Raw genomic sequence first — 26,565 nt, 5'->3', positions numbered from 1 at the left:
CGGCTCGTCGCAGGTGTGATATGAAGACCCAACTTCAGTGCCGGTTTCGTCCTCTCTCCCTTACGTTGATGGCGGTGGGGGGCTCTTGGCTCCTGGGATCCTGCCAACTCAGAGGGCCACAGGTACAGTTGCCCGGCGATGTTCTGCCGGAAACCGCGCTGGTTCCCCAGTCGGCGCCCCTGGTGCTGACCTTTTCTACCCAACCGGAAGAATCTTTTCGCACTCACCCTGACCTTTTGGCCCAGTGGGAGAGCTGGACGGCAGAAGCTTTGGCTGAAACCGGCAAGGAGTTCTCTCGGGAAGAGATGCAAGCTTGGGCTGGCGAGCAATTCACGATGGCAGTGGTGATCCCCAATCTGGTGCCCGGAGCTGCCGAGCCGGTGCCTGGGATCCTGTTTGGAGCCAGCACCCGCAACGCTGATTTGTCTGGGCAATTCTTGGCCCAGGTGCGGCAACAGGCAGCAGCAGAAGGGGCCAACTTCGAGCAGCGCCAGGAGCAAGGGGTCACCTTGTATGTGCAAACCAACGGAGAGCCGGGCGAGCGATGGGTAACTGCTGAGTTTGGCAACCGCTTTGTGGCGGTGGCCAACGACCCGAGGGTGATGCAGCAGGCGATTGCTGTGTATCGCGGCGAAGCAGAGCCGATTGGCCGCTCCGAAAGTTTCCGCACCGCCGTTGGCGATCTCTACAAGAAGAGCGGCACGCTGGCCTTTGCCTACTTCAACTTCCAGGCTTTGCAGGAGGATCCCGAGTCTTTCCAAGACTGGATGCAGGATCTGGATCCGGCGACGCTGGGATCCCTGCAACCCCTGCGCTCTTTGGCCATGGCTGCCCACTGGCAGGAGCAGGGCCTGCGGCTGCGCATGTTGACCCAGACCGATCCGAAAACCCAGGGGCAGGGAGGGTGGCAACCGGCTCGCGGCGAACTTATTCAGCGGCTGCCCGGCAATGCCCTGGCGGTGCTGACCACCCAACAGATCGCCCAGCGCTGGCAAGCCGTTGTGCCTGAGCTGGAGAAAGATCCGCCGGTCAAAGAGTCGTTAGAGGAGCTGCGGGCTGAGTTTCGCGCCAATACTCGCTTGGACTTGGAAAAAGATCTGCTGGCCTGGATGGATGGGGAGATGGCCTTGCTGGTGGCACCGGATGCCCAGGCCCATCCGCTGTTGCAGGGCATGGGAGCAGCCCTGGTGATCAAGACCAGCCAAAAAGACAAGGCCAACGCGGCCCTGACTCAGTTGGATCGGCTGGCCCAAGAATCGGGAGTAGGGGTAACGGAAGCCGGTGGGCAGGTGATCTGGGCGGATCCCTTGTTTAACCGCCCGCTTTTGACCCGCGCCTGGGAAGGCAACTATTTGATCGTGACCAGCAGCACGGCGGCGCTGCAAACCCTCGCCCAACGCCAGGGCAATTTGCTTCCCCAAACCGAGCCGCTGAAAACCCTCTACGATCAGTTGCCCAAGCCCAACTACGGCTACTTTTTGCTGAATTGGCAAGGGATCCGAACAGTGCTGGAGGCCACACTACCGGGTGGTTTGGCAGGCTTGGAGCCGGAGGCCCGTGAGCTGCTGACCCGCATCGATGGGCTGGGGATTACCAGCTACCCTGCCGGGGATCACGCCTTTGGGGTGGAGCTGCTGGTCACCGTGCCGCCCAAGCCACAGCCGTAAGCTCTTTCCCCCCTCTCCCTTGGGGAGAGGGGCTGGGGGTGAGAGCTACAGCCGAATCAAGCCATAGGTGAGAGCATAGCGCACCAGCTCGGTGCGGCTGCTGGTGCCTGTCTTGTTCAGCAGGCGGGTGACGTATTTTTCCACGTTGCGCACGCTGGTTTGCAGCTGCTTGGCAATCTCCTTGTTCATCAGCCCTTCTGCCACCTTCTCCAACACCTGTTGTTCCCGCGGCGTCAGCTCTACCTTGATGGGTGGGGGCAGGGGGGTGGGGGCAGAGGTCTGGGCAGGCGTGGCTGTGGCAAGGGTGCGCTCCGACAGCAGGGCGCGAATCGAGGCCAGCTCGCGGGCCACCACCTCCGAAGGGCTGGCAGCGCGGGATCGCTCAATGAGATTGGAGACGATGGCCACCAGCTCCTCCGGATCGAAGGGCTTGGGCAAATAGGCATCGACACCGGCCCGGTAACCCTGGATGCGGTCGGCGGTCATCCCCTTGGCGGTGAGGAACACCACCGGCAGATGGCTGTAGGGCTCGAGTTTTCGCAGTTGGGCCAAAAATTGATAGCCATCCATGCCCGGCATCATGATGTCGGAGATGATCAACTGAGGCTGGGCCGTGCTGAGCAGTTGCAGAGCCTGCTGGGCGTTGGCCGCCGGGATCACCTCAAAGCCGCTGTCCTCGAGGTAGGCTTGCACCGCTTCCCGTAAGCCGGGTTCATCATCTACTAGCAGAATGCGGGCTGCTGGACTGGCAGCAGGGGGTTCGGGTTTGGCTGGGGGAGAAGAGGCCATCTGCAGCTCCTGGGTAGCGTTCAAGCGTTTGGCGGCACCTGCCATCCCATATCTCTACAATCTTCCTACTAACCTGTGGGCAATCTCAGGCGAAAACAGGAGCCTTGGGGGGAGCTTTCCACCTGGAGATCTCCGCCCATCCGGGTGGCCAGGTCGCGGCTAATGGCCAACCCCAGCCCCTGCCCTGGCTTAGAAAGATCTGCCCGAAAAAAGGGATCGAAGATCCGCTCCAGGTTCTCAGGGTGGATGCCGGGGCCATTGTCACAGACGGCAACGAACACTTCCCGTTGCGAAGCAGTTGAGGGATCTTCACCCAACTCCACCCTCAGCCGGATCTCACCTGGGGGCGGGGTGTACTTGCAAGCGTTGTCGATCAAGTTATCAAGCACCTGCCGCAGGGCACGCGGATCGGCTTGTACAGGGGGTAGGGAAGGGGGCAGGACGGCTTGAAAGTGGTGTCCCTGGGTTTCGGCCAAGGCTTGATAGATGGGAATCCACTCCCGCAGCAGGTCGGCCAAGGAGAGGGGCTGAAGCTGGAGGGGGGCCGGGATCCCGTCCAAACGCTCGAACTCCGCCAGCAGCTCCTGCAAATGCTTGCATTCCTGTTCAATGCTCAGGCCAATCCAGTGGTTGCGATCCTCGGGGGGCAAGCGTTTTTGCAATAACTTGGCCAGCGTGCTCAGGGCGGTGAGAGGATTGCGCATTTCGTGAAGCAAAGTGGAAAGCTGCTGGGCAGAGAGAGTGACCCCCTTGACCTTGGGTTCTCCGGCTCCGCAGACGGGTTCAGGCTCTGGGTGGTGTTCAGCAACTTTTCTGGCTCTCGGCATGGATCCAATCCCTAGACTCTCCCGGCGCTGGCAGATCGATCCTAGCCCCATCTTCCCTGGGTTCCGCCACATCAGCGTTGAGACGGTATCGGGATCCCAACCGGGTGGCTTATAGCTGGCGGGGCAGGTAGATGTTGAGAATTTCCCCCCGACGGGCGCGGTGGCGCACGGTGAGGTAGCCCCCCAAGGCGCGGAACAGAGTTTGGGTGACGGGAAGGCTGAGGCTCACTGCACCGGTATCCGGCTGCACGACCAACAACTGCCCAATCGCCTGAGGGGATTTGGGCTCTGAGGCAACAGTGGCGTCGCTGCCCTCAGGTGTGTTGACCTGAAACTGAAGTTTGACCAGCTCCCCTGCGCTGACCAACTGGGCGCGAATGTGGCTGCCAGCCGGCGTGCTGCGGGCAATGCGGTCGACCATGCCAAACAGCACCGCTTCCAGCGCCTTGGGATCGCTGACCACATCCGGCAGCTCATCGGGAATCTCCAACTCCAGTTGGGATCCCCGCCGTTCCACCTGCTCCTGCCAGCGAGGCAGGTTTTGCCGCACCAAGTCCACCAGCGCAATGGGCTCTAGCTGAAGCCGACGCCCCTCCTGTGGGGTAGCAGCGGGCATCACCGTTTCTGTAGCCTGGAAAAACAGCCCGAAGCGGTTGATTTGCTCGGTACATTCGCGGTCAATTTTCTCCACGTATTCCCGTACCCGCGACGGCAGATCGTGCCGCTTCAGGATGAGACTAACCAAGGTGCGGATGGTGCTGAGGGGCGTCTGGATCTCGTGGATGAGAGCCCGCAACAGTTCTGCCTCCGAAAGGCTGTTCTGTTGGCCTTGACCGGCAGGCTGGCCATGGGAAGGAGGAGACCGCCGCTTCTGCCAATCTTCTGGCCGGGTTGTGGGCGCAGGGGAGTTCTCGGCTCTGGCGGGGGGTAAGCGAGCGGGCGGGGATCCCGACTCGGCCAAGTTTCCCAGCAGAAGAAGGCTGCTGAAGCGGGCCAGCACCCGCACATGGGGCTCCATCAGGGGATGGTGCTTCATCAACTGCTGCCAGAAGGGCAAGCGATCCGGCCTACCCTGTTGAACCCGCTGCTCCAGGATCTGCCAAGCCCGATGCACCACCTCCGGCTCAAAAGACACCATCATCCCCCTCTGCCGCGTGTGGGGGTGATGCCCTTGGGCGGCCACCGCCGAAAAAACAGGGGTGAGCACCAGCAAAAAAGGCTCCTCCACCAGGGGATCCTGCGGCAGGAGAGGGATCACCGTCTGGCCAGGGGTCAGAATCGACTCGGGGGACAAGTCGGGGGTAAACAGCCAGGGATCTTCACGGGCCAGCTCCCGCAGCTTCAGGTTTGGCTCTGGAGCGTCAATGGGCGACGGCAGTTGAGGCAGCGGCTCCCGAACCACCCAGGGGGGCCACCAAGACACCGGCCCACCGATCACCACCCCAAACTGTCCAACTTCTTGCCATAGCTGGAGCAGGGCTGCCACCGTCTGCTGCCAGGAGCGCTCTCCTGCCCCCGGCAACCATTCCGGCAAGGGCAGATCGGCCCACAAAGCTTCCATCAAGGACAGAAATCGGCGGCTGTTCACGGATCTCTTTGACCCATCCTTCCCTTGTAGGGTAGCGGTTGTGGCCCCTCTGGGGCAGGGGAAAACCTCACCTTTTCCGGGGCGGATCCCCGTCTTAGCCAGTGATAAGAATCCTCGTCTTGTGAGGCGGCGAGCCGGTCAAATCAGCCTATCCGTCCATCCGGCAGGGTTGCCCCGCGCAAATTGGCCCCGCTGAGGTTGGCTGTGCTCAGATCGGCTCGGGTTAGGATTGCCTCGCCGAGATCGGCATTTTCCAGGTTGGTGCGGCCCAAATAGGCATCCACCAGGTTGGCACACCGCAAATCGGCCCCGGCCAGATTGGCCCGACTGAGATCCGTCCGCGCCAGTTTGGCCGAGCACAGACAACTGGCGGAAAGATCGGCTGCGGCCAGATCCGCCTCGCTTAAGTTGGCCTCTGTCAAATTCACCTGGCGAAGTATCGCCTCCTTCAAGTTGGCCCGCGCCATCTGCACCCCTTGCAGGTCTGCCCCCAAAAAAGAAACCCCCCTCAGGTCGGTCTCTCTCAGGATGGCTCCCTGCAAACGGGCTTGCTGCAGGCTGGCCCCTTGCAAGTTGGCCTTGATCAAACTGGCCTCTTTTAGGTTGGCCCCGCTCAGGTCGGCCCGTGTCAAATCCGCTCCCGACAGGTTGGCTCCGCTGAGATCAGCGCGGCTAAGATTGGCGTTGCGCAATACCGCTCCCCGGCGGCTATCGAAACGGAGATTGGCCCCCCGCAGGCAAGCCCCTCCCAAGTTGGCACTGGTGAGGTTGGCCCAGCGCAGATCCGCATCCAGCAGGTTGGCATCGATCAACAGAGCCAGCGTCAGGTTGGCCCCATGCAAATCTGCCCCTTGTAGGGTGGCGCCGTGCAACTGGGCATCTCTGAGATCCGCCTCGCTCAAGTCCGCCTGGCTGAGGTTGGCCCCACCAAGGTTAGCCCCGACGAGGTTGGCCTTCTGCAGCTTGGCCCGCCCCAAGAAGGCGAAGATCAAATTGGCACTGTGCAGGTTTGCTTGGGAGAGATCCACCCCGATCAAATCGGCCCGGCTCAGGTCAAGGGCGGCCAGGTTCTCGCCGGCAAAGTTGATCCGTCCTGCCCGGTAAAGCCGAAGCAGATCCTTGGCATCCATAGAAGAGAGGGGAGAGCTCAGAGAAGTGAGAGAGGAGCTGCACTGGTGGTTATTCTAGATAAGGATCCGGGCGTTTCCCCAACACTCGGCGCGGCTGATCGTGAGTGTTGAACGGGATCCCCGAACAGCGGGCTTGGCTCTCAAACCAGTCCGAACAGACGGCGCTCTGCCTCCTCCATGCGATCCAAGAAAGCAGCAAATTTGGTGGAGATCTCCCCCACTTCCTGCAAAAAGGCGCGTAGTGTTTGGTACTTGAGAACCAAGGCTTCCTCTAGGGTGCAGGTTTGGAACTGCTCATCCAACGCCTTGCCCAACTCGCTCAGGGCCTGTTCGATAGCAGTTTTGACAGAGCCGACGCTGCGCCGCACCAAACGCATCACCTCCTGCTCCAACTGCGGCTTTTGACGGGCCAGCTCGCTGCTGGCCAAGACTTGTCTCAGGGAAGCATAGGGATCCGCAAGGTTGGTGGGCACCTCAGTGATCGCCTCCGGCAAAGCGTATTCCCCACTGCTGACGTGAGGGGGCTGCACCAAGCGCCACTCCGATTGTTCTAGCTTTTTCAAGATCCCCATGAACATTGCGGCGGATCCCTCGACATCCCTCAAGAAGCCGCGCAGCACCTGGTGTTTGAGGGTCAGATATTGGACGGGATCCTCATCCTGCAGACCTTCGTCCAGGGCGTTGCCCAACTCGCTTAGGGTGTTCTCGATGGCAACCATCAGGGATCCGGCGCTGCGATGGAGCAGTTGGCGGCAGGACTCTGGGATCTCCTGTCGCAGGTCAGAAGAGGGGCCGGGTGGTGTTGCCGGGGTCGCAAAAGCCGAAAGCTCTGCAGGCTCTTCCTCATCCTCTGGGATCCCAGCGTCAATCCAAGTCATGGGGCTGGCCAGGGACTCTGCCTCGCCCGCGCGAGCGGCATCTTCGGTATTCAGCCAATCCAGATTGGCGGAGAGAGGCTCAGCAGCCAATCCTCCGCCGGGGAGGGTCGCTGGGGGCACGTCAACGTAAAGAGGCTTCAGCATCTGCAGCACAGCATTGGCGGCTTGGCCATCCTGATCCGGCTCCTGCAACTGCTGCACCGCCTCCTTCAGCCGGGTTTCCAGTTCTTGGGGGGAGTGGCAGGCATCGTAAAGGGCTCTGAGCAGTTCGTCCAGGCTGTGGCGTCGCAGGGCGGCCAACCCTTGCAGGGTGGGCTCTATTTTGTGGTACAAAGCCGTGAACAGAACCAGCTTGGCCCGCAAAGGACTGGTTTGCCGCATCACCCCTGCCCGCAACTCGAAGGGATCATAGTCTTGCTTTTGCAGTTGCAGACCGCCATATTCCAAGGACAAAACAGGCGAGGGCGTAGCCCAAACTGAGGGATCCGCTTGAGGCTGTTGATACAGAGGCTGTAGCTTGTTCAGCAGCATCTTGGCGACGCGGGCATACTCGGCTTTTTTGTTGATGCGGCTGATGGCCTCTCGAAAGCGTTGGCCCAAAGCATCAAGGGTAGCGTGCTCACGGCAAAGCTGCTCCAGCAGGGCTTTCAGATCTATCTGGCTCAACTTGCTGACATCGCCTTCCCATGTGCTGGTGCAGGCAAAGTAAACCAGCTTTTTCACTCGGTCTGCGTACCCGCCCTGCTGCACTTCTTGCACAACAAGGCCAAAGGGATCCGAGACTACCATAGGGAGCTGCCAAGCAGGAGTAGGTGAATTTAAGAGGAACTTTGCGGTTTTTGAACAGGGACGGGTACCTTGCTGGGCAGAATAGCATATCCTTCCCAGGCAGAACCCACCTGATGTTTGCCCAGGGATCCCCCAGCCATCAAGTGGGATTTGGCGGATTTTGCGCCTTTCTTGATCCGGATTGAAGAGTAAGTGGGCTCGCCTTCACCCAAAAGATAGGTCTGTGTTGGCTGCAGTCGGTGTTGCCGGAAAAAGGCAGAGAGGTTGGAAGATCAGCAGCCTATTTTCTGCAGGGCTTTTTCCACCTGCACCACATGGCGGTTCAGTCCCAAGTTTTTCGCCGGGATCCCCAGGGCCAGGCCCACCAATTGTGGCAAATGCAGGATCGGGATCCCCAGCTTGCGCCCGATCACCTCTTCCACCTCCGGCTGCCGAGAGTCCAAGTTGAGGTGACACAGGGGACAGGGGGTGACCAAACAATCCGCTCCCGCCTCTATGGCCTCCAGAAGATGCCGGCCTGCCATCGAGAAAGACTGCTGCGGGGCATAGCTGGAAATGGGCCAGCCGCAACACTGGGTGCGCCCGCGATACCAAACAGGGGTGGCCCCCAAACGCTCGAAGAGATCCTCCATCAAACGGGGATCCCGTGCCACATCAAAGCGGGAGATGTCGTAGGCCCGCAACAGATAACACCCGTAGAAGGCAGCGCAGCGCAGCCCCAAGAGGGGCCGCTTGACCTGTTGGGCCAATCGCTCCAGGCCGTAGTCATGAACCAGCACCCACAGCAAATGGCGCACATCGCCTGTGCCCTGGTAACGGCTCTCACAGCCCCCTTTCTGGCACAGGGCTTGCACCTGGTGAAAGTACTCTGGATTCGCGGTTTTCGCAGCTTTTAACTTTTCATTCACGCGGCCCAACACCCCCTGACAGGTGCTGCAGTGGGTGAGCATCGGCAACCCCAGCGCCTCGGCCAAAGCCAGGTTGCGGGCATTTACCGTATCTTCCAGCAGCTCCGATTCTTCTTTGAAGGTGCCAGAACCACAGCAAGAAGCAGCCTCCAGCTCCACCAGTTCAATGCCCAGATGCCGCGCAATCTGGTCGGTGGAGTCGTACAGCTCACGACAGGCCCCTTGGGCCACACAGCCGGGGTAGTAGGCGTAGCGCAAAGGTGAAGGAACAACAGCGCCGACATTCTCCCTGCCCTAAATGGCAAGGATTCTTTCCCAGGTTGCAGGATGACTCCTACTTCCTGGGCTACACCACCTTTGCAAGTGGTGAGGGATGCTATGACCCCAACTACTGGGATGAACTCCCAGATACTTTCCCTGTTGACACTGCGCCATATTCAAGTTGGCGGAGTTCATTCAACACCATAGCACAAAGCCGACCTGGTTGCGTCAGCGGGCCGTAGGCCTTAGGGCGGGGCTGGCAACCCAGTTTTCTTGGTCAGCAGTGCAGTTTTTGACAGGGTGCCGTAGGCATAACGCTTTAGACAGCAGGGCTAGGCGCTGGCCGCCTTCTTCGGAGTGGGCTGGAGCTTCACCCCGTTGGGAATGCAGATTAAGTTTTGATCCAGCACCTGCACAAACCCTTTCGAGCGCAGGGATCCCAGAAGGCGAGTCACCGTCACACGAGTGGCCCCAATGGCATCCCCAATCTGGGCGTGGGTAAGGGGCCAGGGAAGATACATCCCCTGTTCACAGGGCTGCCCATACTCCTCGATCAACAGGCTCAAAAAGCCCTTGAGGCGGTCGATGGCGCGCCGTTGGCCCAAGTTTCCCAACCACAGCAGCTTCCGTTGCAGTTGCTGGCGAAAGTTTTCCTGGACTTTCTGGTGCAAGTAGGGCCACTGCTCCAGGTCTTGCCAGTAGAACCACATCACCGTGGTGCGGTCGGCGTGGGTGCAGGCTTTTAACTCAAAGCGCTCTGGGTTGCTCAGCTCAAAGGGAAACCCAGCCGTGATAAACCCAACAAAGACCTCCCGCCGCTCTGGAGTTTGGCTGACCAAGCGCACCACCCCCTCTTGGGTGATGTACACCAATCCCGGACGGGTGGGGATGCGCACGTCTTTGGGAAAGGTGCGACAGCGGTAGTGCTCCTCGGCCCACTGGCAAAGCTCACGCCATTCCTGAGCCTCTGTTGCCGATGTGATGGAAACAAGTGACATGAGATCAACTTCCTGTCGCTCGAGCGACCTGATGGGTTTTACAGACTCCCCAGCTTTGCCCCGCTGTTCGCTTTAGCGGGAAGGAGTCTCAAGGGGATATGGATGAGGAAACAGCAAGATGCAAACAAGAAGGCACAACAAAGAGGAAGGAAACCGCAGGGTTTACTTTACCTTAGCTTCATAATGGCACTTGACCTCATGGGGTGACATTGTGTTCCTACTGATATTGTTCGAAAGGCTACGTCCAATAATAACCTCAAGAGGCCGTGAATTTTCAGATTTCGTCGCTGAACTTGGCTACCTGAGGGATCAGAGCGGATCGTTGGGTCAGACTGGTGTATGTCTAAGGGCGGGTGTGGGGTGGCTGCGATGAACATTCTCATCAGCAACGATGATGGCATCCAGGCGGCGGGGGTACGTTGTCTGGCCGCTGCTCTGGCTCGGCTGGGCGCACATCAGATCACGGTGGTCTGTCCGGATCGGGAGCGCTCGGCCACCGGCCACGCCCTGACGTTGCACAAGCCGCTGCGGGTGGATCCGGTGCGGGAGGGATTTCCTCCAGAAGTGCAGGCCTGGGCCTGTTCGGGCACACCTTCCGACTGTGTCAAGTTAGGTCTGGACGGGCTATTGGATCATCCTCCCGATTGGGTGATTTCCGGCATCAATCAGGGAGCCAATCTGGGCACGGATGTGCTCTACTCCGGCACCGTCTCGGCGGCAATGGAAGGGCTATTGGAAGGGATCCCCAGTTTGGCGGTGAGCCTGGCCAGCTTTACCCATCAGGATTTTCAGCCGGCAGCGCAAGTGGTGCTGACGTTGCTGGAGAAACTGAGCTTGAAGCCCTTGGGGGAGCCCATGCTGTTGAATGTGAATGTGCCGCCATTGTCGGCTGCCGAGATGCGCGGCATGGTTCTAGCTCCTCTGGGCTGGCGCAAATACACCGATATCTACGAGAAGCGGGTGGATCCGCGCGGCAAGGCCTACTACTGGCTGGCAGGAGAGGTGGTGGAAGAGGGGGTGGATCCCCGCTCGGATGTGCGGGCCGTTGCGGAAGGCTATGTATCGATTACGCCCCTGCAGCCGGATCTGACGGCCTACGCGGCCTTTGATAGCTTACAGCGCTGGGGGCTCTCAGCTTTTGGCTCATGAATTTTAAGCCGGTGAGCTGGGGTCAGCGCCGAACAATGTCATCCCCTCCAAATTTTGGGTCGAACTCGGCGGGAAAGCGGGTGTTGGCACTGTAGATTGCCCCTTCCAGAAAAGCGCTCTTTAGGTTGTCCATCGACAGATTGGCCCCTCGCAAATCCGCCCCCGTTAGATCCGCCCCACTTAGGTCGGCGCCACGCAAATTGGCCCCACTCAGGTTGGCCTCGCCCATCATAGAGGAGACTGCGTAGAAACTCCCGTCAGCGCCAGCAATCGTTTCGCCACCCCTTCGGCAACCGGCATGACCGACAGTCGCGTGCCCCGTCGTACTACTTCCAGCTCCTCTGGGGTGAAGGTGTCTCGCAATTCAGCCAAAGGGATCAATCGCCCAAAGGCTGAGACAAACCGCACTCGCACCGTATGCCAGCGGGGATCCTCGCGGGTAGATTTGGGATCATAGTAGGGGCTGGCAGGGTCGAATTGGCTGGGATCCACCACCTGGGTTTCTAGGATTGCCATCAGGCCAGCAATACCAGGGGGGTTGGCGTTGGAGTGGTAGAAAAAGGCGCGATCCCCAGGCTGCATTGCCTTCAGATAGTTGCGGGCTTGGTAGTTGCGCACGCCATCCCAAAGGGTTTGGCCCTCCCGCTGCAAATCCCAGATGCTATAGATGCTGGGCTCAGATTTCATCAGCCAATAGTTCATGGGGCACTAGGCTCTGGGAGCAGATAAGGGGGAACAACGGGCAACAAACTCGACAAAGTTGCGCAGCATCTTCAAGCCGTAGGGGCCGGACTTTTCTGGGTGAAACTGGGTAGCAAACAAAGCGCCGCGGGCAATGGCGGCTACACAGGTTTGGCTCCCGTGTTGGGTCGTGGCAGCCACCCAGGCTGGATCGCTGGGCACACCGTGATAGGAATGGACAAAATAGGCCCAGGTTTGATCGGGGATCCCTGCCCAGAGGGGAGAGTGGGCTTGGGTGAGTTGCAGTTGATTCCAGCCCATGTGAGGGATGCGCAGGCCCGCCTCTGGCCGAAAGCGCTGCACCCGTCCGGGCACGATGCCCAGCCCCGGTTCCACCCCCTCTTCGCTGCTCTCAAACAAAACCTGCAGACCAATGCAAATGCCCAAGAAGGGCTGCTGCCGCTGCACCGCCTCCCGGATGGGATCCACAAAGCCTCGCTCTCGCAACTGCTGCATGGCCGGATCAAAAGCCCCATCTCCCGGCAGGATGATCCCGTCGAAACGCTCCAGCCCGACCGGCTCTGTTACCAGATGCACCTCTGCCCCGGCACGCTCCAAGCCTTTGCAAGCCGAATGCAAGTTTCCGGCATCATAGTCGATTACCGCCAGGCGCACAGCTCCCATGGGATCCCTCCTCGTGAGGAGTTTCGGAGTCTATCAGTATAGTGGTTCTATCCCGTTTGAGCTGACCCATGGCTGTGGCAACGGCTTTGCACAATCCCACTCCGACCGATACTGCTCTGCAATGCTGCCGCGACCAGGTTGATTGGCCTGAAGCAGCTTACCTGCACATCCCTTTTTGTCGGCAGCGCTGCCACTACTGTGATTTTGCCACGGGCTTGGGCACCCGAGAGTTGATAGAAACTTACGTGCAAATGCTCTGCCGAGAGATCGGCAGCTCCTACCGCTACCGCCATCTGGCCGGGGATCCCAGACCGTTGACCAGCCTTTTTTTCGGGGGTGGCACCCCTTCTCTGCTGACGGTGGAGCAACTGGGGCGGATCTTGACTCAATTGAGGGAGAGGATCCCGTTTCATCCTGACTGTGAGATTTCCCTAGAGGCCAATCCCGGCACCCTGACCCGAGATCAGTTGGCGGGCTATCGGGCATTGGGGGTTAACCGCATCAGCTTGGGGGTACAAGCGTTTCAACCGGAGCTGCTGGCCGCTTGTGGCTGCCTGCATGGGGTAGAAGAAGTTTACGAGGCTGTATCTGATCTCAAAGCGGTGGGCCTTGATAATTTCAATCTGGATTTGATCTTTGGGCTGCCTTACCAAACCTTGGAGCATTGGCACAACTCTTTGCAAGCTCTCATTGAAATTAACCCTCCCCACGTCTCCATCTATGATCTGACGATTGAGCCGGGAACCCGATTTGGCCGGATGTACCGACCGGGAGATGCGCCTTTGCCCACCGAGGAAACCACGGTTGAAATGTACGTGATGGCGCGGGAGCTGCTCACCGAAGCGGGCTACATCCACTACGAAATCTCCAATTTTGCCCGCCCCGGCTACGCCTGTCGCCACAACCGAGTGTACTGGGAAAATCGCCCTTACTTTGGCTTTGGTATGGGATCCGTTGGCTACGAGGGTGGACGGCGCATTCAGCAACCCAAAACCCTTTACCACTACTTTGAGCAGGTGAAAGCTGGAGTCTACCCCCTCCCTCCTGAAGCATCTCCAGAGGAAGTTTGGATGGATACTTTGATGTTGGGGCTGCGTTTACAGGAAGGTCTGGATTTGGGCCATTTGCAAGAGCGTTTTGGCCGGGCAAAGGTCGAGCAAGCTTTGGAGAAGCTGGATCCCTATTTCGAGAAGGGCTGGGCCAGTTGCGAGGCGGGTCGGCTGCGGCTGATCCCACCCAATGGCTGGCTATTTTCCAATGAGATTCTCAAGGACTTACTGGCTTGATTCCGACGGTTACTTTCACAAGATTTCTCACCAGAGCCCCCTATCCCAATTGGCCGAAAACTCAAGCTTTGAGGAGCGTAGGCCATCACCATTTCCAGCAGCCATTAAACCCAACATTTCACAGATCACAGATCCTGAGATCTCTAATCTTGCAAGAGGGGTTGAGGGGAAAGATACGGAAGCCCAGAGGATCCCTATCGATAGTTGACAAATTGCAGCGCCACCGGGTAGTCCTGCTGCCTAAGCATTTGAATGACCGCCTGTAGCTCGTCTTTATCCTTGCCGGAAACGCGCACCAGATCCCCTTGAATGGCAGGCTGCACTTTCTTAAAGTTGTCGCGGATTTGCTTGGCAATCTGTTTGGCCAGTGTGGCATCAATGCCCTTTTTCAGGTGAACCACCTGGCGCACTCGGTTGCCGCCGGCGCTCTCTGGGGGTTGGAAGTCGAAGATCTTTAGGGATAGACCCCGCTTGGCCGCTTTGGTAAGAAGCAGATCCCGAATGGAGTTGAGGGCCATGTCGTTGGCGGTGGTGATGGTCAGGGATCCCTCCTCCAGCTCAATTTCCGTCTGAGTATCCTTGAGGTCGTAGCGCTGTTTGATCTCCCGTCGGGCTTGATCTACAGCGTTCACCAGTTCCTGCCGATCGAAATCGCTGACGATGTCAAATGAGTAGGTAGAGGCCATACACCCTATCCTCGCTATTGTTCAGTATCTTAAGCCCTCAGCCAAGCAGGGATCCCTAACTCTCAGAGAAGCTACAACAGGTAGAAGGATCCCAGTCCAGATTTACGGAGAAGCAGGATGGCCGATGTTGTTTTAATTACAGGCGCTTCTGAAGGCATCGGCAGAGCTACTGCCTTTACCTTTGCTCGTGGGGGTTACCGATTGGCGCTGGCTGCCCGCACTGCCGAAACCCTGAAGCAAACGGCCATCGACCTAGAGCAAAGCCTCAACGCCGAGGTCTTGGCCGTTCCCACCGATGTCACGCAGCCAGAACAGGTGCAAAACCTGGTGGAGAGAACCCTAGAACGCTATGGCCGCATCGACTGCCTGATCAACAACGCCGGCATCTGCATGAGTGGCCCTTTTTTGCAAACTACCCTGGAACACTGGCAGGCTTTGATGGCGGTCAACTTTTGGGGCTACCTCCACACCATCCGAGCCGTGCTCCCCGACATGTTGAAGCGCAAAAAAGGCCAGATCATCAACGTGGGATCCATTGGCGGCAAAATGCCCCTGCCCCAGATGAGCGCCTATTGTGCCAGCAAGTACGCGGTCAGTGGGCTGACAGAAGCGCTGCGTCTGGAACTGCAACCCCAAGGGATCCAGGTGATCGGCGTCCATCCGGGCATCGTCAGCAGCAATTTCCTCAAGCGAGCCATTTTTCTGGATGAGGTGGGGCCAGCGTCCTCTCCCGATGGCCACTCCCAAACCTCAGGTGGCAAAGCCCGCGAGCAAATGCAACAGGCGCTGGAGAGTTTTTGGGTCAGCCAGCCGGAAGAAGTTGCCGAAGCCATTTGGGATGCCGCTCGCCAGTCCAAGTCAGAGGTGGTGGTGGGCATGGCCCAATGGGCGGTAGGAGCTTACACCCTCTTCCCCGGATGGGTCGGCTCATTGCTCCAGAATGTTCCTCGCTAGCCCACTGGATCGGTCGAGAGTTCTGGGGCGCTGGATGAGCGATTCTGCAGACCCAGCGATAGCAGGAAGAAGGCTAAACTTCGGTATAGTTTGAGGTACGGTTAAACACTGGTATTGACAGCGGAAGTATGGTTGAATCTGTGCCTTCTCCTTCCGGTACCCACCAGCACATCTTGATCGTGGAAGACCGAGATGGCCGCCGTACCCAGGTGCTGGGATCCGCCAAATACTTCATCGGTCGGGACTTGGCGAACGACATCTGTCTCAACTCTCAGTATGCCTCCCGCTACCACGCCATGCTGCTGCGGATTCCCGCCGAGCGAGAGGGAGAATATTGCTACCGCATTTTGGATGGGGATCTGGAAGGTCGCCCCAGCACCAATGGCTTGTTGATCAACGGCCAGAAATTGACCACCCACCAGCTCAAGTCGGGGGATGTGATCACCTTTGGCCCCGATGCCAAAGCCACCTACAAAATTGTTAAGGCTCCCTAGGCCCAGATCTCTGCAGAGCGTGCAATCGCCCCCCAATCAACAGCAGCAAAGCCAGCACCAAGGCCATCTCCGACAGCAAGGTCGCTAGGGCCGCCCCCTGCCAACCCCACCTTGGGATCCAAACCGCATTCAAAAGCCCATTCAGCCCCAGAGCCATCAGTTGCAGACGGCTGCGGGGCTTTTGCAACCCTGCTCCAGTGAGCAGGTGAGATAGCAAAAGGTGGATCCCTTCCAGCAAAATGACCGGGCTGAGCCAGCGCAGGATAAGGGCCGTTTCCCGGTAAGCCGATCCCAGCACCCAAGGGATTCCGTAGGATCCCAGCGCCAGCCCCAGAGCAGCCAAACTGCCGTAGCCCACCACCCAAGGGAAAAGCTGCCAGGCGTAGCGCCAGCCTTGCGGAAGGCCCTTCTGCCCTTGGCGGCACAGCTCGGCAAAATGGCTGGTGAGCAGGGCGATCATCGGCGTTTGCGAGAAGTTGATCACCCGATAGGCAGCGCTGTAAAGACCCCCCGCCGCTGCTGAGGCCAAACGGGGCAAGAGCAGCTTATCCAAATCGGTGAAGGTTTTCACCGCGGCCAGCCCCACCGCAAAGTCCCAGCCCGCTGTCAGCCGTTCCCGCAGATCTCGCCAGCTCAGGGCCAAGGGGGGAGAAGGCTCGCTCCACCGTCCCATCCCCCTCGCGATCAGCAGCAGCACGACCAACACCATCAGGCCGTACAGAACAGCCCATTGCACCAGGGATCCCCAGCCTAAGGCCACCGCCAACAACACTGCCCCCAATCGCCCCAGCGCCATGCCCGTGTCGATGAGGGCTACCCCAGCAGCCTGCTCTCTCCCGATCAGGATCCCCCTGTACACCTCTGGCACCGCGATGAACAGCAGATCGCTCAAAAGCAATACCCCCACCACCGCTGCTGGCGTCCCGGCCAGCCAAACGCTCAAGAGGGGCCACAACACCAGCGCCATCCACCCACAGCCCAATCCCGCCAGCCATAAGCTGGGGCCAACCCCCTGGGTGCAAGTCAGGGATCCCTGCCGGCTGAGGCGCTGGATCAGCAGTTCCGATTGGCCCAAATAGCCAAACGGGGCGGCCAGGTTGCTGCAGGCCAAGATGGCGGAGAAAACCCCGAAGGCTTCCGGCCCCAACAGCCGCGCCAAGAGGATGAAATAGGCCCCAGACAACCCCAGGCGCAGGCCATTGCCCACCATCAGCCAGGCAGCCTGGCGTAGCCGCTGTTGTTCTGCTCTATCCACGCTGCCACTCCTGGACGAGGCTTGCCAGAGCCAGGGATACTGGATGGATGCTGAGAGGGCCCGCCCAAGAGCGGGCATCTCCTCTTGATTTTGGGTGTATGGGTTGCAATTCTTCTGGCAAGTTCATGGCCAAACTCTACCCTGTCAGCGACGCCACGCGAAGCCCCAACACCTTGACCGGACGGGATCCAAAAGCCCTGTTCTCCCCCCATTCCAGGCCGCCTGCCCCTCGCCGGGTGCTTCCCCCACCCCCGCCGGACGGCGGTAGTCCTCGTTGGCTGGGATCCGCATCGGCCAAAACGGTGGGGCAGGGCTATCGGGCCGTTGTCTTGCTCTTGCTGACCAGTCTGCTGCTGTTTGGAGGGCTGGGATCCCGTCTGGCCTACCTGCAGCTAGCGCGCACCCAGTATTACCGCCAGCTGGCCGATACCAACCGCATTCGCCTGTTGCCCCAGCCGCCAGAACGCGGACGCATTGTGGATCGCAACGGCGTATTGCTGGCGGGCAGCCAATTGTCCCACTCGGTCTTCCTCTGGCCTCTGGTGCAGTCGCGGCAGCGCTGGCAGGAGATGATCCCCAAGTTGGCAGACTACTTGAACATCGCCCCTGAGGAGATCGCCCAAAAGCTAGAACAGGCCGGATATCGTTCCCCGTTTCCCGTGCGCATCCTGCGCAACGCCAGCCCCCAGGTGGTCATTCAACTGGAGGAGATGAGCCGCGAGCTGCCGGGGGTGATGGTGGAGGCGGAGACGGTGCGGTTTTATCCCCATGGCGACTTGGCTGCTCACCTGCTGGGCTACACCGGCGAGATCTCGCAGGAACAACTGCGGGCGGATCCCAGCTATCGCCTGGGGGATATTGTCGGCCTGATGGGAGTGGAGGAATTGTTTGAGAGCCATCTGCGCGGCCAATGGGGAGGGCGACAGGTGGAGGTGGACGCTATGGGGGAAGTGCTGCGGGTGCTGGGAGAACAAGCGCCCCAACCGGGCAACACCCTGCAGCTCACTTTGGATGTGCGCCTGCAGCAGGCGGCAGAGCGGGCGCTGGGCCAACGCAAAGGAGCGGTGATCGCCATGGATCCCCGCGATGGGTCGATCCTGGCCATGGCTAGCTACCCCACCTTTGATCCCAACCTCTTTTCCAGCCGCATCACCCAAGCCCAGTGGGAGAGCCTGCAGCAGCAGGATTTTCCCTTCCTCAACCGCGGGATGCGGCCCTATCCCCCCGCCAGCACCTACAAAATCATCACCACCGCTGCCGGGATCGAGTCGGGTGCCTTTCCCCCCAACACCGTGCTGCAGACTGGCCCCTACATCCAGGTGGGGGGGTGGCGCTTCTGGGACTGGAACCGCGCCGGCTTCGGACGGCTGAACTACCGGCAGGCGATGGCCTACAGCAGCGACACCTTTTTCTACCAAATTGCTCTCGGCACCAAGGCTGCCCCCTTGCAAGAATGGTCGCGCCGCTTTGGGTTGGGGCAACTGACCGGGATCGGCCTCAAAGGGGAAGCCGCGGGTCTGGTGCCGGATGCTGAGTGGAAGCAGCGCCACTGGCGCGAGCCCTGGTATGTGGGCGACACGGTCAACATGTCCATCGGCCAGGGATTTATTACCGCTACGCCGCTGCAAATGGCGGTGGTAACGGCGGCAGTGGCCAATGGGGGCTGGCGGGTGCGCCCCTTGCTCTCGCACCAGGTGATCCCGGAAAGCCCTGTGCCGCTGCGCCAAAAGGTAGGTCTTTCCCCTGCCACCCTGGAGATCCTGCAGCAGGGGCTGCGAGATGTCGTGGTTTACGGCACTGGCGGCAACGCCAACCTGGGGCCAGGATTTCCCCCAACGGCTGGTAAAACCGGCACCGCAGAGGATCCGCCGCGGCGATCCCACGCTTGGTATGTTGGCTATGCTCCCTACGACCGGCCCGAATTGGTGGTCGTGGTCTTTCTGGAAAACAGCGGCGGTGGGGGTGGATCACGGGCCGCTCCCATCTTTCGAGAGGTGATGCGGGCCTACTTCCGACCCGAGTCGTGAGCCCTAGCTTTCTGTCGGATCCGAGCCAACTGGGTATATGCAGTCTCTTGTCTCCCAGAAAATTGCGTTAAGATCCCCTAAAACCCCTTGCCCAGCAGGCTTCTGCCCTAACTTAGCTGTAGAATATGTCAGTGATTTGGAGCTAAACTGCCGCAATCCTGCCATTCGCGCCGGTGGCGCCTTGGCGCATTACAGGGCAAGCCCCGCTCCCACACACCGAGAACTCTCTGGGCCGCGGTCGCTCCGCAACGCCAGAGCGAGTCTGCGATCCGGAGAACGCTCTAACTCTATTGCCTAACTCAGAAGGAGATCAGGATGAACAAGGCAGAACTTGTTGATGCCGTCGCTCATCGCGCCAATGTAACCAAAAAAGAAGCGGAGGCTGTCATTTCGGCAGCACTGGAGATCATCGTCGAAGAGGTCGCATCCCGCGATGAAAACGGTGAACCCAAGGGGAAGGTGACCCTGGTGGGCTTCGGCTCCTTTGAGGCTCGCAAGCGCAAAGAGCGGGAAGGTCGCAACCCGAAAACCAACCAAAAGATGGTGATCCCAGAAAGCATTGTCCCAGCTTTTACGGCGGGCAAGTCGTTCCGCGATGCAGTAGCAGGGGGGAAGTCTTAATTTCGCCGGGTTGGGACTCGGCTGCTGGGTAAGGCGTGGAGCGGCCTCGACACGGTGGCAATCGAGCTTGGGGAGCAGCGATCGCCGGCTGCTCTCCTGATGCAATTCTCGATTTTTCGGCCAGCTTGAACCCGCTGGGCCCGCCGCAGTCGGTCTTGCAAGCTCTGGGTCAGGTGCTGTCCGCAGCAGATCCGGTTGTTGTCAGCCGTTACCCGGATCCCGACTATCGGGAGTTGCGCATCTGTTTAGCCAACCATTGGGCTGTCGATCCCGAGTGGATTTTTGTGGGCAATGGGGCGGCGGAGTTGCTCACCTGGGCGGCCCGGGATGCGCAAGGGCGGGAAGTATGGCTGCCCCAGCCTGCCTTTGGGGAGTATGCACGGGCTCTGCGGGCGGCAGGGGCGACCATCAAGCCACTGCCTTTTTTCCCCGGCCAGGGATCCCCTAGTTTCGCCTTTCTCCAGGAGCCGCTTCCGGCGGCAGGCAAGGGGAGCCGAGTGCTCTGGCTGAACAACCCCCACAACCCGACGGGCCAGCTCATCCCGCAGCAAGACATCCTGCCTCTCCTGCCCCAGTTCAACCAGGTGGTGGTGGACGAGGCTTTTATGGACTTTTTGCCGGGGGAGCCCACCCTGAGCTCAAACTCCAGCTCGTCGGCAATGCCCCGCAGCCAAACTTTGATCCCCTACCTGGCGGCTCATCCCAACACCATCGTCATCCGTTCCCTCACCAAGTTTTTCACCCTGCCCGGCTTGCGCATTGGCTTTGCGGTGGGGCACCCGGATCACTGGCAGCGCTGGCGGCAGTGGCGGGATCCCTGGAGCGTCAACGGATTGGCGGGAGTGGCAGTGGCGGCAGCTTTGGCCGATGAGGACTTTCGCCGGCGCACCTTCGCCTGGCTGCCCGTGGCCCGAGAGCATTTGTTCAGGGGTTTGCAAGCACTGCCCGGCTGGGATCCCTGGCCTGGTCAAGCCAATTTTGTGTTGGTGCGCTGCCCTGGCTCTGCCACGCAAATTCAGCGGGCGCTGCTGCAGCGGCACCGGATTCTGGTGCGGGATTGCCTGAGTTTTCCCGAGCTGGGAGATCGCTACCTGCGCATTGGCCTGCGCACCCTGCCGGAGCAGGAGCAGTTGTTATCCGCCTGCCGGGAGATCCTGGAGAATAGCTAGGGATTTTTCTGCGGGAGAAATTCTCATGCCCGAAGCTACCGCCTTTTGGCCGGAATGCGATGCTCCTCTTGTGCGGGGGGTAGCCCACTACAGCGACCTGGAGTTGCTGCGGGCCTTTCAACGGCAGCCGGAGGTGGCCCGCTACTTCATCGGCCTGTTTTGCCGCTACTGCAAGTGGGTGGACGGGATCCTTGCCGAGCATCTGCCGCCAGAGCAATGGGCTGCCTGTCGAGAGCAGGTTTGGTTGCGGCTTTACCCGCGCCTGCAGCGCCTAGATGTCCACAGCCTTGTGGGAGAAGGGGATCCTGTGCTGCGACCCTGGCTGGCGGAGCAAACCCGTGAGCTGATCCAATCCTTGGATGGGATCCCCACCCACCCTCAAGCTTCTCACGGCCTCAACTCCACCAGAGGCGGGGCAAAGTCCTCTCTTTCACCGGCACTGGCCTGTTATTTGACCGCCGGTTTGGATACCCTGCCGGGAGATCTGCGCTTCATTCTGCTGCTGCGGGATCGGTTTGGCTGGTCACCGGTTCGCATTGCCGACCAACTCAAGGCTGACGGATATTACCTCGCCCCAGAAGACGTGGATGCCATCGTTGCCTCTGCCCGCCAGATCTTGCTTCAGAACCTGCCGGCAGACGTGCGTGCCCTCTATCTGGAGGCAAAGCCCTAGAAGACTGCCATAGCCCTGTGGCATGGTGATTTATGGCAGGGTATAGAGCGCTGGCAATCCTTGTTCCCAAGGTGGGTTCTCCTGTTAGGCTGTTTCCGGCTGTAACAGTGGATCGGCATTGTTTGCTCTCCGACTTTACATCAAGTTGAGTGTGGGCTGTCTATGAGTCCTTCTCCGCTTCCCCCAGACCCTACCCAACCCCTGTCTCCGGCACAGCAGTCCCATTCACATCAAGTTCCTCAACCTGCTCTTCAGGAGGCGCTGAGCCATCTGCATTTGGATGTGCTGAAAGAACTGGAGCGATTCCGCCTCTGGCAGCGTTTGCAGCGCATGGACTCTGTCCCGCCGCCGCGAGCAGGTCAGCTTGGGAATACCAGCTCTGTACAGCGCCCTTCACCTGTACTCATTCAAGAGGTGGTGGAAGACTTGGAAGAGGAAGAGATGCCGCGGCCCTCCGGGGCCTTTTCGCCCCTCTGGGTCTTGCTGCTGTGGGTGCTTTCCTGCGCGGGGATTGGCTTTGGGGTGCGCTGGCTGATCTGGCCGGAAGAACTGTCCCTGCCCCAAAGTGCTGCCAGCAGGGCGGAAGAAGGGATCCCTGCCCAGGTGGATCTGGCCCAGTTGCCCTTGATCCCAGTGGAACCGGTGGAAGGGCAGGTGGGAGAGGAGTTCTATTTCGGTGGCTTGGATCCGGATCGGCTGGCGCTGGGCTTGGCGGCCACCCCAGACTGGAAGGACTTGCAGGTGGATCCCCTTCAAGACGTTCCCAACCTGCTGGATAGCCTGCAGACCGACTTGGCCTTGGCTTCCGAGGAATCTGCTCCCCCCAGGTCACAAACGGTGGAGCAGTTGGCGGCCAGCCTGGAGCGCCCATCCCAACCTTCACCGCCTACCTCTGTGGGATCCCTGAACGTGGTGCCCCTAAGCGAAAACAACATAGACTCCCTGGGGCCGAACCGCGGCGAGGGAACCTTCTTGGTGCTCACCACCTACTCAGGGGCAGAGAGCTTGGCACGTGCTCGAGAAGTTTCTGATGGGGCCTTTGTCAAAGATGTGAATGGCCAGAAGTTTGTGCAGTTGGCAGCATTTGAGCAACTGGAGTATGCCCGCTATCATGCGGAAACCCTGAAAAATAAGGGCTTTAACGTTACAATTGCTGAGCAGTAGCTTTGAGGACTACAGATCCCGAATCCAAGGGATCCGAGAGAGAGGTAGCCGCTGCCAGATCCCTTCGCTTCCTTCCGGATCGAGCAAACGCCAGGCCAGTAACCCGGTTGCCGAGAGGAAAACCAGGGCCAGCAACAACGCAAGGGCATTCTGTAGGCTTTTCAAAAAGGGCCAGAGGCGGGCTGTGCTCGGCCCCACCTGAGCAGCTCCAGACCGCTGCCGCGCCTGGGCGGGGGGGTTCCCGGAAGCTGGAGAGGAACTCAAGGGACGGGCAGGTGGAGGGAGGGTAGAGGACGTCAACTGGGCGGCAGGAATGGGTGGCCCTGGTAACCGATTCAAAGCCATAATCACAGCCTGAGGGCGCTGCTGCTGACGCATCCACCGGTTCAGCTCTGCCAGAGAGATGGCACAGAGGTTGTTGAGACCCAGACCCTGAATTCGCCCCACCAAAGGCCGGTCGTTGCTGACCAAAACCACCAGCGTTCCCGGCTGCTGCTGGGCCAGGGCATAGGCGCATTCGGCAATCGCTTCTTCCAAGCGTACCCTCATGGACTGATCGCCGGCACCAGCACCACCCACCAGGGCACGGGCTTCTGAGACGGCAAACCCTAGACTGGGCCAGTGGCGCAAAAACTCGCGGGCTGTCGATTCTTCCTGGGGATCAATGGCCTGCCGGCTCAGGCGTTCTAGCTCGGCCATCACTGCCTGTGGCAGCACACACACCCCAAATCGAGCCCACTCTTGCCATAGAGCCAGACGACCGGCCAGGATCACCGGGCTATCGAAGACGAGGAGAGGCGGGATCTCGGCCATGGGATGCGCCAGCGTTGGACTTAACCTCAATTGTGTAGCTTCCCCGAAGACTTGGGTAGCAGGGATCCCTCTGCCAGGCAGAGGCGGATGGCCAGTGGGTAGAGGCGGTGCTCTTGGGTCTGGATGCGCCGGTAAAGGGATTCCACAGTATCTTCGGGCAGAACCGGCACGGCTGCTTGGGCCACGATGGGGCCACTGTCCATTTCCAAGGTGACCCGATGGACAGTGCAGCCGGCAATTTTCACGCCGCACTTCAGGGCTTGTTCAACGGCACGCAGGCCCTTGAAACTGGGCAGCAGGCTGGGATGCAGGTTCAAGACGCGATCCGGGTAGGCAGACAACAACACCTGGGTAACCAGGCGCATCCACCCGGCCATGATCACCCATTCCACGTGATGCTGCCAGAGCACCTGGACAATGGCGGCGTCCAGATCTTCGCGACGGGGGTAGTCTCGGTGGTCGAGCAAAACGCAAGGGATCCCTCGCTTTTGGGCCCGCTGCCGCACGTAGGCTTTGGGGTTGTTGGTGATGACCACAGCAATCTGGGCCTGCAGTTCCCCAGCCTCAATGGCTTGAGCAATAGCCTCGAAATTGCTGCCATTGCCGGAAGCCAAAATGCCGAGGATCCCCGGTTGAGAGGGCGCTGGGATCCCGTCGGGATCCGGCCAGAGTAAGCTGGGCGAGTTCATGAGCGTTTGGTGGGAAAGTCTGCAGCCCCGCTATTTTAAACCCAGACAGCCTCCCCTCTGGTTCTGGCCAGGTTGATCCAGAGAGGGATCCAAAAACTTGACCGTCGCCGGCTTTGACAGGCGCACCCGCGCCATCGAGCGCTGCACGGATCAAGCCCAAGAGAAGCTGCGGGAGATGCCTCAAGAAATGCGGAAAATGCAGCAGGAGATCCGCGATCTCTCAAGCTCCTCCAAAAATAGGCCAAGTCGATCAAGTCGATCCCAGCAGTTGAGGCCGGATCTTATGGACTCCGTCCCACTGTGGCGAGCGGCCACCTGATCTAGAGTGGGTCTAGAGTGGGAAAGCATGGGCAGTGGGTGTGAGAGCATGGCTCCTTTGCAAGGACGACGCCGGCGGTTTTGGATTTGCAGCATGGTAGTCATCCTGGCCGGGTTTATGGGATCCCTGCTGGCGGGATCAGCGCAGAACCTGGGAGCACAAGCCCAGCAGGGCCTGACTCAAGCCCAACTGGAGCAAGCTCAATATGTGCGCAGTTGTGGTGGTTGCCATGTGGCGTTGCCCGCCCAAGTGTTGCCCACCGAAACCTGGCGACGGCTGCTGCAGGATCCCAACCACTATGGCCAGCAGATCCAGCCCCTGAGCGGCGTGGCTTTACAACTGGCCTGGGGCTATTTGCGGCCCAACTCCCGGCCCCTGCGACAGGGGGAACAGGTGCCCTATCGCTTGGCAGATTCCCGCTATTTCCGCGCTTTGCATCTGCAGGTGGAGTTTCCCACTCCTGTGCGGGTGAGCGGCTGTGTGGATTGCCACCCCAGGGCTAATGGGGGAGACTTTGCCAGTCTCTCTCCAGAATGGCAATCTTGAGGAGCGCAACTGAGGCGATGCAGGTGGATCTGGCCACCATTCTGGCAGGCTATGCCCAAGGCTACTTTCTGATGGCCGACGAAGAGACGGGATCCCTGGCCTGGTACGGCACCGACCGGCACGCGGTGATCCCCCTCGATGAGCGATTCCACTGCCCCCGTTCATTGCGGCCCTTGGTGCGCAGCAATCGCTTTCAGGTGCGGCTGAACTGTGCTTTTGAGCAGGTGGTAGAGGGCTGTGCCGCTCGTCCCCAAACCTGGATCAGCCCTGAGCTGAAGCAGATTTACGCAGCTCTGCGCCAGGCCGGCTTTGCCCACAGCTTTGAAACCTGGCAGGGAGAGACCTTGGCAGGCGGGATCCTGGGTATTGCCCTTGGGGCGGCATTTATCGGCGAGTCCATGTTCTACCGCATTCCCAACGGCTCGAAGGTGGCCCTGGTGAAGTTGGTGGAGCACTTGCGAGAGCGGGGCTTTCGCCTCTTCGACGCTCAGTTGATGAACCCGCATCTGGCCCGTTTCGGCGCCTTTCTCATGGATGGACAAGAGTACCTGAAGCTATTGCAGCAGTGCCTGGGGATCCCTTGTCGGTTCGATTAGACCTGTGATGCTCAAAGCGACAGGCTTCCCAATAGCTGCTGTTAGATCATTGCAGCGGCTCTTGGTGGGAAACTTGGTGGAAAATGAGGGAGGACTCCACTCTGCTGCTGTGAGCGAATACATCCCGTGGTGGGCCAGCACATGGGATCCGCTCTGTTCCCGTCAGTGGCAGATGAGACTGGCTCGCAAACACCGTTCGTTGCCGTCTGTGCTCTTCTGCGCTCAGAACGAAGAACTATTATGCTCAGACCAAAGAACCATTAGATTAGATGGGCATTGTTATAAGGTGAGAGGAGTTCTCTACTGCTGTTGAGATTGTCATGAGCCAAAAGCTTCTGTTCGTCTGTCTGGGCAACATCTGTCGTTCTCCCACCGCTGAAGGCATCACCAATCACCTTTTGCGCAGCAGCGGCCTTTCGGAAGCGATTCTCTGCGACTCAGCAGGTACGGCAGCCTATCACATCGGCAGCCCCCCAGATCGGCGCATGCAACAAGCAGCCCGATGCTATGGCCTAGAGCTACAAGGCAAGGCCCGCCAGATTCGACCTGCCGACCTGCGCGAGTTCGACCTGATCCTGGCCATGGATCGACAAAATTACCGCGACATTCTCAGCTTGGATCCCCAGGGAAAATATGCCGAGAAAGTGCGCCTGATGTGCAGCTATTGCCGCTCCCATTCTGATGAGGAAGTTCCGGATCCCTACTACGGGGGTGAGGCCGGATTCCATTATGTAATCGAGCTGCTCTGGGATGCCTGTAGCGGCTTGCTGGAATCCCTGGTTCCCGGGATTCAATGCCCGCCGTTGCCCCCCCCGTGCTTGAGAGATTATTCGTCAGATCTGTATTCTTAATGAAACTTGATGAAACTTGACAGATAAGTCTGGACAACGGGATCCCTTTTGGCTAACTTTGTGGGCGGGATCA

At 59.6% G+C, this 26,565-nt stretch carries 27 protein-coding genes; 13 read left to right on the top strand and 14 right to left on the bottom strand.

The window, feature by feature from the left end:
* Nucleotides 1–20 precede the first annotated feature (20 nt).
* Nucleotides 21–1,667 carry a DUF3352 domain-containing protein gene (locus tag ACVWYZ_RS06795; RefSeq protein WP_457466590.1) on the top strand — a complete coding sequence of 549 codons (1,647 nt, stop codon included), beginning with the start codon at nt 21–23 and terminating at the stop codon, nt 1,665–1,667.
* A 45-nt stretch (nt 1,668–1,712) separates the two neighbouring features.
* On the opposite strand, the gene ACVWYZ_RS06790 is transcribed toward ACVWYZ_RS06795, so the two are convergent.
* The 7 genes from ACVWYZ_RS06790 to ACVWYZ_RS06760 form a co-directional block, all read right to left on the bottom strand.
* Nucleotides 1,713–2,456 carry a response regulator transcription factor gene (locus ACVWYZ_RS06790; protein ID WP_011432966.1) on the bottom strand — a complete coding sequence of 248 codons (744 nt, stop codon included), beginning with the start codon at nt 2,454–2,456 and terminating at the stop codon, nt 1,713–1,715.
* A gap of 68 nt (nt 2,457–2,524) precedes the next feature.
* A complete protein-coding gene (locus tag ACVWYZ_RS06785; RefSeq protein ID WP_414351954.1) occupies nt 2,525–3,283 on the bottom strand; it encodes a sensor histidine kinase in 759 nt (252 codons plus the stop codon).
* A gap of 109 nt (nt 3,284–3,392) precedes the next feature.
* Nucleotides 3,393–4,871 (bottom strand): sensor histidine kinase, encoded by a 1,479-nt coding sequence (locus tag ACVWYZ_RS06780; protein ID WP_457466589.1) that lies wholly within the window; start codon nt 4,869–4,871, stop codon nt 3,393–3,395.
* Between the two features lie 143 nt (nt 4,872–5,014).
* Entirely contained in the window at nt 5,015–6,001 is a 987-nt protein-coding gene (locus ACVWYZ_RS06775; RefSeq protein WP_457466588.1) for a pentapeptide repeat-containing protein, read from the bottom strand.
* A 140-nt stretch (nt 6,002–6,141) separates the two neighbouring features.
* Complete coding sequence (locus ACVWYZ_RS06770) at nt 6,142–7,668, bottom strand: hypothetical protein (protein WP_457466587.1); 1,527 nt, start codon at nt 7,666–7,668, stop codon at nt 6,142–6,144.
* Nucleotides 7,669–7,940: 272 nt separating this feature from the next.
* Entirely contained in the window at nt 7,941–8,834 is an 894-nt protein-coding gene (locus ACVWYZ_RS06765) for a CoB--CoM heterodisulfide reductase iron-sulfur subunit B family protein (protein WP_414356497.1), read from the bottom strand.
* Between the two features lie 335 nt (nt 8,835–9,169).
* Nucleotides 9,170–9,835 (bottom strand): Crp/Fnr family transcriptional regulator, encoded by a 666-nt coding sequence (locus ACVWYZ_RS06760; protein WP_414356496.1) that lies wholly within the window; start codon nt 9,833–9,835, stop codon nt 9,170–9,172.
* A gap of 369 nt (nt 9,836–10,204) precedes the next feature.
* Between ACVWYZ_RS06760 and surE the strand changes: the two genes are divergently transcribed.
* Nucleotides 10,205–10,984 (top strand): 5'/3'-nucleotidase SurE, encoded by a 780-nt coding sequence (gene surE / locus ACVWYZ_RS06755; RefSeq protein WP_457466586.1) that lies wholly within the window; start codon nt 10,205–10,207, stop codon nt 10,982–10,984.
* 22 nt (nt 10,985–11,006) lie between these two features.
* On the opposite strand, the gene ACVWYZ_RS06750 is transcribed toward surE, so the two are convergent.
* From ACVWYZ_RS06750 to hisH, 3 genes are read right to left on the bottom strand one after another with little or no spacing between them, the layout of a single operon-like run.
* Nucleotides 11,007–11,216 carry a pentapeptide repeat-containing protein gene (locus tag ACVWYZ_RS06750; protein WP_414328915.1) on the bottom strand — a complete coding sequence of 70 codons (210 nt, stop codon included), beginning with the start codon at nt 11,214–11,216 and terminating at the stop codon, nt 11,007–11,009.
* Nucleotides 11,213–11,686, bottom strand: coding sequence for an EVE domain-containing protein (locus ACVWYZ_RS06745; protein WP_457466585.1), 474 nt, complete (start codon nt 11,684–11,686; stop codon nt 11,213–11,215). The genes ACVWYZ_RS06750 and ACVWYZ_RS06745 overlap by 4 nt, the downstream gene beginning before the upstream one ends.
* A 6-nt stretch (nt 11,687–11,692) precedes the next feature.
* Nucleotides 11,693–12,349: an imidazole glycerol phosphate synthase subunit HisH gene (gene hisH / locus ACVWYZ_RS06740; protein WP_414521891.1), complete on the bottom strand. Its 657-nt coding sequence runs from the start codon at nt 12,347–12,349 to the stop codon at nt 11,693–11,695.
* 68 nt (nt 12,350–12,417) lie between these two features.
* Between hisH and hemW the strand changes: the two genes are divergently transcribed.
* Nucleotides 12,418–13,635, top strand: coding sequence for a radical SAM family heme chaperone HemW (gene hemW / locus ACVWYZ_RS06735; protein WP_457466584.1), 1,218 nt, complete (start codon nt 12,418–12,420; stop codon nt 13,633–13,635).
* A gap of 194 nt (nt 13,636–13,829) precedes the next feature.
* Here hemW and ACVWYZ_RS06730 read toward each other — a convergent pair whose 3' ends face one another.
* Nucleotides 13,830–14,321 (bottom strand): YajQ family cyclic di-GMP-binding protein, encoded by a 492-nt coding sequence (locus ACVWYZ_RS06730; RefSeq protein WP_011432526.1) that lies wholly within the window; start codon nt 14,319–14,321, stop codon nt 13,830–13,832.
* A gap of 117 nt (nt 14,322–14,438) precedes the next feature.
* On the opposite strand from ACVWYZ_RS06730, the gene ACVWYZ_RS06725 reads away from it, so the two are divergent.
* Together ACVWYZ_RS06725 and ACVWYZ_RS06720 are read left to right on the top strand one after the other, a co-directional pair.
* Nucleotides 14,439–15,275, top strand: a complete 837-nt coding sequence (locus ACVWYZ_RS06725) for an SDR family oxidoreductase (protein ID WP_414383766.1) — start codon at nt 14,439–14,441, stop codon at nt 15,273–15,275.
* A 128-nt stretch (nt 15,276–15,403) separates the two neighbouring features.
* Nucleotides 15,404–15,769, top strand: coding sequence for an FHA domain-containing protein (locus ACVWYZ_RS06720; RefSeq protein ID WP_011432528.1), 366 nt, complete (start codon nt 15,404–15,406; stop codon nt 15,767–15,769).
* Here the strand turns inward: ACVWYZ_RS06720 and ACVWYZ_RS06715 are convergent.
* Nucleotides 15,756–17,024, bottom strand: coding sequence for a lipopolysaccharide biosynthesis protein (locus ACVWYZ_RS06715; RefSeq protein ID WP_457466583.1), 1,269 nt, complete (start codon nt 17,022–17,024; stop codon nt 15,756–15,758). The two genes, ACVWYZ_RS06720 and ACVWYZ_RS06715, sit on opposite strands and share 14 nt — an antisense overlap.
* 125 nt (nt 17,025–17,149) lie before the next feature.
* Between ACVWYZ_RS06715 and mrdA the strand changes: the two genes are divergently transcribed.
* The 5 genes from mrdA (at nt 17,150) to ACVWYZ_RS06690 (ending at nt 22,678) form a co-directional block, all read left to right on the top strand.
* Nucleotides 17,150–19,051 (top strand): penicillin-binding protein 2, encoded by a 1,902-nt coding sequence (gene mrdA / locus ACVWYZ_RS06710; protein WP_457466582.1) that lies wholly within the window; start codon nt 17,150–17,152, stop codon nt 19,049–19,051.
* Nucleotides 19,052–19,366: 315 nt separating this feature from the next.
* Nucleotides 19,367–19,672 carry an HU family DNA-binding protein gene (locus ACVWYZ_RS06705; protein ID WP_414347234.1) on the top strand — a complete coding sequence of 102 codons (306 nt, stop codon included), beginning with the start codon at nt 19,367–19,369 and terminating at the stop codon, nt 19,670–19,672.
* Nucleotides 19,673–19,707: 35 nt separating this feature from the next.
* Entirely contained in the window at nt 19,708–20,841 is a 1,134-nt protein-coding gene (cobD, locus tag ACVWYZ_RS06700; RefSeq protein WP_457466581.1) for a threonine-phosphate decarboxylase CobD, read from the top strand.
* A gap of 25 nt (nt 20,842–20,866) precedes the next feature.
* Entirely contained in the window at nt 20,867–21,514 is a 648-nt protein-coding gene (locus ACVWYZ_RS06695; RefSeq protein WP_457466580.1) for a hypothetical protein, read from the top strand.
* Nucleotides 21,515–21,796: 282 nt separating this feature from the next.
* A complete protein-coding gene (locus tag ACVWYZ_RS06690; protein WP_457466579.1) occupies nt 21,797–22,678 on the top strand; it encodes a hypothetical protein in 882 nt (293 codons plus the stop codon).
* 9 nt (nt 22,679–22,687) lie between these two features.
* Here ACVWYZ_RS06690 and ACVWYZ_RS06685 read toward each other — a convergent pair whose 3' ends face one another.
* Nucleotides 22,688–23,491 carry a PIN domain-containing protein gene (locus ACVWYZ_RS06685; RefSeq protein WP_457466578.1) on the bottom strand — a complete coding sequence of 268 codons (804 nt, stop codon included), beginning with the start codon at nt 23,489–23,491 and terminating at the stop codon, nt 22,688–22,690.
* Between the two features lie 26 nt (nt 23,492–23,517).
* Complete coding sequence (purN, locus tag ACVWYZ_RS06680; protein WP_457466577.1) at nt 23,518–24,180, bottom strand: phosphoribosylglycinamide formyltransferase; 663 nt, start codon at nt 24,178–24,180, stop codon at nt 23,518–23,520.
* 412 nt (nt 24,181–24,592) lie between these two features.
* Between purN and ACVWYZ_RS06675 the strand changes: the two genes are divergently transcribed.
* The 3 genes from ACVWYZ_RS06675 to ACVWYZ_RS06665 all read left to right on the top strand — a co-directional run bounded on the left by ACVWYZ_RS06675 (nt 24,593) and on the right by ACVWYZ_RS06665 (nt 26,492).
* Nucleotides 24,593–25,045: a hypothetical protein gene (locus tag ACVWYZ_RS06675; RefSeq protein WP_457466576.1), complete on the top strand. Its 453-nt coding sequence runs from the start codon at nt 24,593–24,595 to the stop codon at nt 25,043–25,045.
* Between the two features lie 17 nt (nt 25,046–25,062).
* The gene (gene aat / locus ACVWYZ_RS06670; RefSeq protein WP_414398929.1) at nt 25,063–25,641 is read left to right on the top strand and encodes a leucyl/phenylalanyl-tRNA--protein transferase; all 579 of its coding nucleotides are present in this window, start codon (nt 25,063–25,065) and stop codon (nt 25,639–25,641) included.
* 320 nt (nt 25,642–25,961) lie between these two features.
* Nucleotides 25,962–26,492, top strand: a complete 531-nt coding sequence (locus ACVWYZ_RS06665) for a low molecular weight protein-tyrosine-phosphatase (RefSeq protein ID WP_457466575.1) — start codon at nt 25,962–25,964, stop codon at nt 26,490–26,492.
* The last annotated feature ends 73 nt before the right edge of the window (nt 26,493–26,565 follow it).

The organism is Thermostichus sp. MS-CIW-37 (genome assembly GCF_054060065.1).
This window is presented reverse-complemented; position numbering and strand designations above follow the sequence as displayed.

What these genes read in the sequence shown, in the direction of transcription:
- ACVWYZ_RS06795 (WP_457466590.1), top strand. Translation starts at nt 21, where the DNA reads ATGAAGACCCAACTTCAGTGCCGGTTTCGTCCTCTCTCCCTTACGTTG.
- ACVWYZ_RS06790 (WP_011432966.1), bottom strand. Translation starts at nt 2,456, where the DNA reads ATGGCCTCTTCTCCCCCAGCCAAACCCGAACCCCCTGCTGCCAGTCCA.
- ACVWYZ_RS06785 (WP_414351954.1), bottom strand. Translation starts at nt 3,283, where the DNA reads ATGCCGAGAGCCAGAAAAGTTGCTGAACACCACCCAGAGCCTGAACCC.
- ACVWYZ_RS06775 (WP_457466588.1), bottom strand. Translation starts at nt 6,001, where the DNA reads ATGGATGCCAAGGATCTGCTTCGGCTTTACCGGGCAGGACGGATCAAC.
- ACVWYZ_RS06770 (WP_457466587.1), bottom strand. Translation starts at nt 7,668, where the DNA reads ATGGTAGTCTCGGATCCCTTTGGCCTTGTTGTGCAAGAAGTGCAGCAG.
- ACVWYZ_RS06760 (WP_414356496.1), bottom strand. Translation starts at nt 9,835, where the DNA reads ATGTCACTTGTTTCCATCACATCGGCAACAGAGGCTCAGGAATGGCGT.
- surE (WP_457466586.1), top strand. Translation starts at nt 10,205, where the DNA reads ATGAACATTCTCATCAGCAACGATGATGGCATCCAGGCGGCGGGGGTA.
- ACVWYZ_RS06750 (WP_414328915.1), bottom strand. Translation starts at nt 11,216, where the DNA reads ATGATGGGCGAGGCCAACCTGAGTGGGGCCAATTTGCGTGGCGCCGAC.
- ACVWYZ_RS06745 (WP_457466585.1), bottom strand. Translation starts at nt 11,686, where the DNA reads ATGAACTATTGGCTGATGAAATCTGAGCCCAGCATCTATAGCATCTGG.
- hisH (WP_414521891.1), bottom strand. Translation starts at nt 12,349, where the DNA reads ATGGGAGCTGTGCGCCTGGCGGTAATCGACTATGATGCCGGAAACTTG.
- hemW (WP_457466584.1), top strand. Translation starts at nt 12,418, where the DNA reads ATGGCTGTGGCAACGGCTTTGCACAATCCCACTCCGACCGATACTGCT.
- ACVWYZ_RS06730 (WP_011432526.1), bottom strand. Translation starts at nt 14,321, where the DNA reads ATGGCCTCTACCTACTCATTTGACATCGTCAGCGATTTCGATCGGCAG.
- ACVWYZ_RS06725 (WP_414383766.1), top strand. Translation starts at nt 14,439, where the DNA reads ATGGCCGATGTTGTTTTAATTACAGGCGCTTCTGAAGGCATCGGCAGA.
- ACVWYZ_RS06720 (WP_011432528.1), top strand. Translation starts at nt 15,404, where the DNA reads ATGGTTGAATCTGTGCCTTCTCCTTCCGGTACCCACCAGCACATCTTG.
- mrdA (WP_457466582.1), top strand. Translation starts at nt 17,150, where the DNA reads ATGGCCAAACTCTACCCTGTCAGCGACGCCACGCGAAGCCCCAACACC.
- ACVWYZ_RS06705 (WP_414347234.1), top strand. Translation starts at nt 19,367, where the DNA reads ATGAACAAGGCAGAACTTGTTGATGCCGTCGCTCATCGCGCCAATGTA.
- ACVWYZ_RS06695 (WP_457466580.1), top strand. Translation starts at nt 20,867, where the DNA reads ATGCCCGAAGCTACCGCCTTTTGGCCGGAATGCGATGCTCCTCTTGTG.
- ACVWYZ_RS06685 (WP_457466578.1), bottom strand. Translation starts at nt 23,491, where the DNA reads ATGGCCGAGATCCCGCCTCTCCTCGTCTTCGATAGCCCGGTGATCCTG.
- purN (WP_457466577.1), bottom strand. Translation starts at nt 24,180, where the DNA reads ATGAACTCGCCCAGCTTACTCTGGCCGGATCCCGACGGGATCCCAGCG.
- ACVWYZ_RS06675 (WP_457466576.1), top strand. Translation starts at nt 24,593, where the DNA reads ATGGTAGTCATCCTGGCCGGGTTTATGGGATCCCTGCTGGCGGGATCA.
- aat (WP_414398929.1), top strand. Translation starts at nt 25,063, where the DNA reads ATGCAGGTGGATCTGGCCACCATTCTGGCAGGCTATGCCCAAGGCTAC.
- ACVWYZ_RS06665 (WP_457466575.1), top strand. Translation starts at nt 25,962, where the DNA reads ATGAGCCAAAAGCTTCTGTTCGTCTGTCTGGGCAACATCTGTCGTTCT.